This is a genomic window from Paraburkholderia sp. BCC1885 (assembly GCF_900996235.1).
GTDB lineage: Bacteria > Pseudomonadota > Gammaproteobacteria > Burkholderiales > Burkholderiaceae > Paraburkholderia.
In genome coordinates, this window is the sequence record NZ_CAAJGM010000156.1 from 1 (window position 1) to 452 (window position 452).

Here is a 452-nt window from a genome sequence, read left to right on the forward strand (position 1 = left end):
AATTCGCGCTGGCGGAACATCAGCATGCGCTCCGGGTCTTTCGACGGCTCGTGCCGGCAGCAATACGAGAAGATGTCCACCACCCGACCGCCGACCGGCAGCGGGCCGCGCGCGGCCATCACCGGATACAGCGGATAGCAGGCCACCGGCGTGACGGCCAGCCGGGTGGGCTTCAGGTCCTCGGTCCAGTCCTCCTGGTTGTCGAGGCACTTGAGCAGGCGATGGTGGCCCAGCTCGTCGCCGCTGAAGCAGAACACGCTGCCGATCTGATCGGGAAAGTGCTTCCAGTAGCCGGCTTCCTCCAGGATCTGGCGGTTCATGGCCGGCGGAAAGCGGATCACCTCCACGTCCTTGCCTTGGCCCCATCGGCCGATCAGCTGGTTGACGCGCTCGACCACGTCCTCGAAGGCTGCGCTGCGGCCATACAGGCCGTCCACTCCGGTGGAGATCAG

General features: G+C 66.2%; 1 pseudogene. It reads right to left on the reverse strand.

Annotated elements, in window-relative coordinates:
- A pseudogene (locus FQ755_RS15560) lies at window positions 1-452 on the reverse strand (hypothetical protein); the annotation flags it as partial.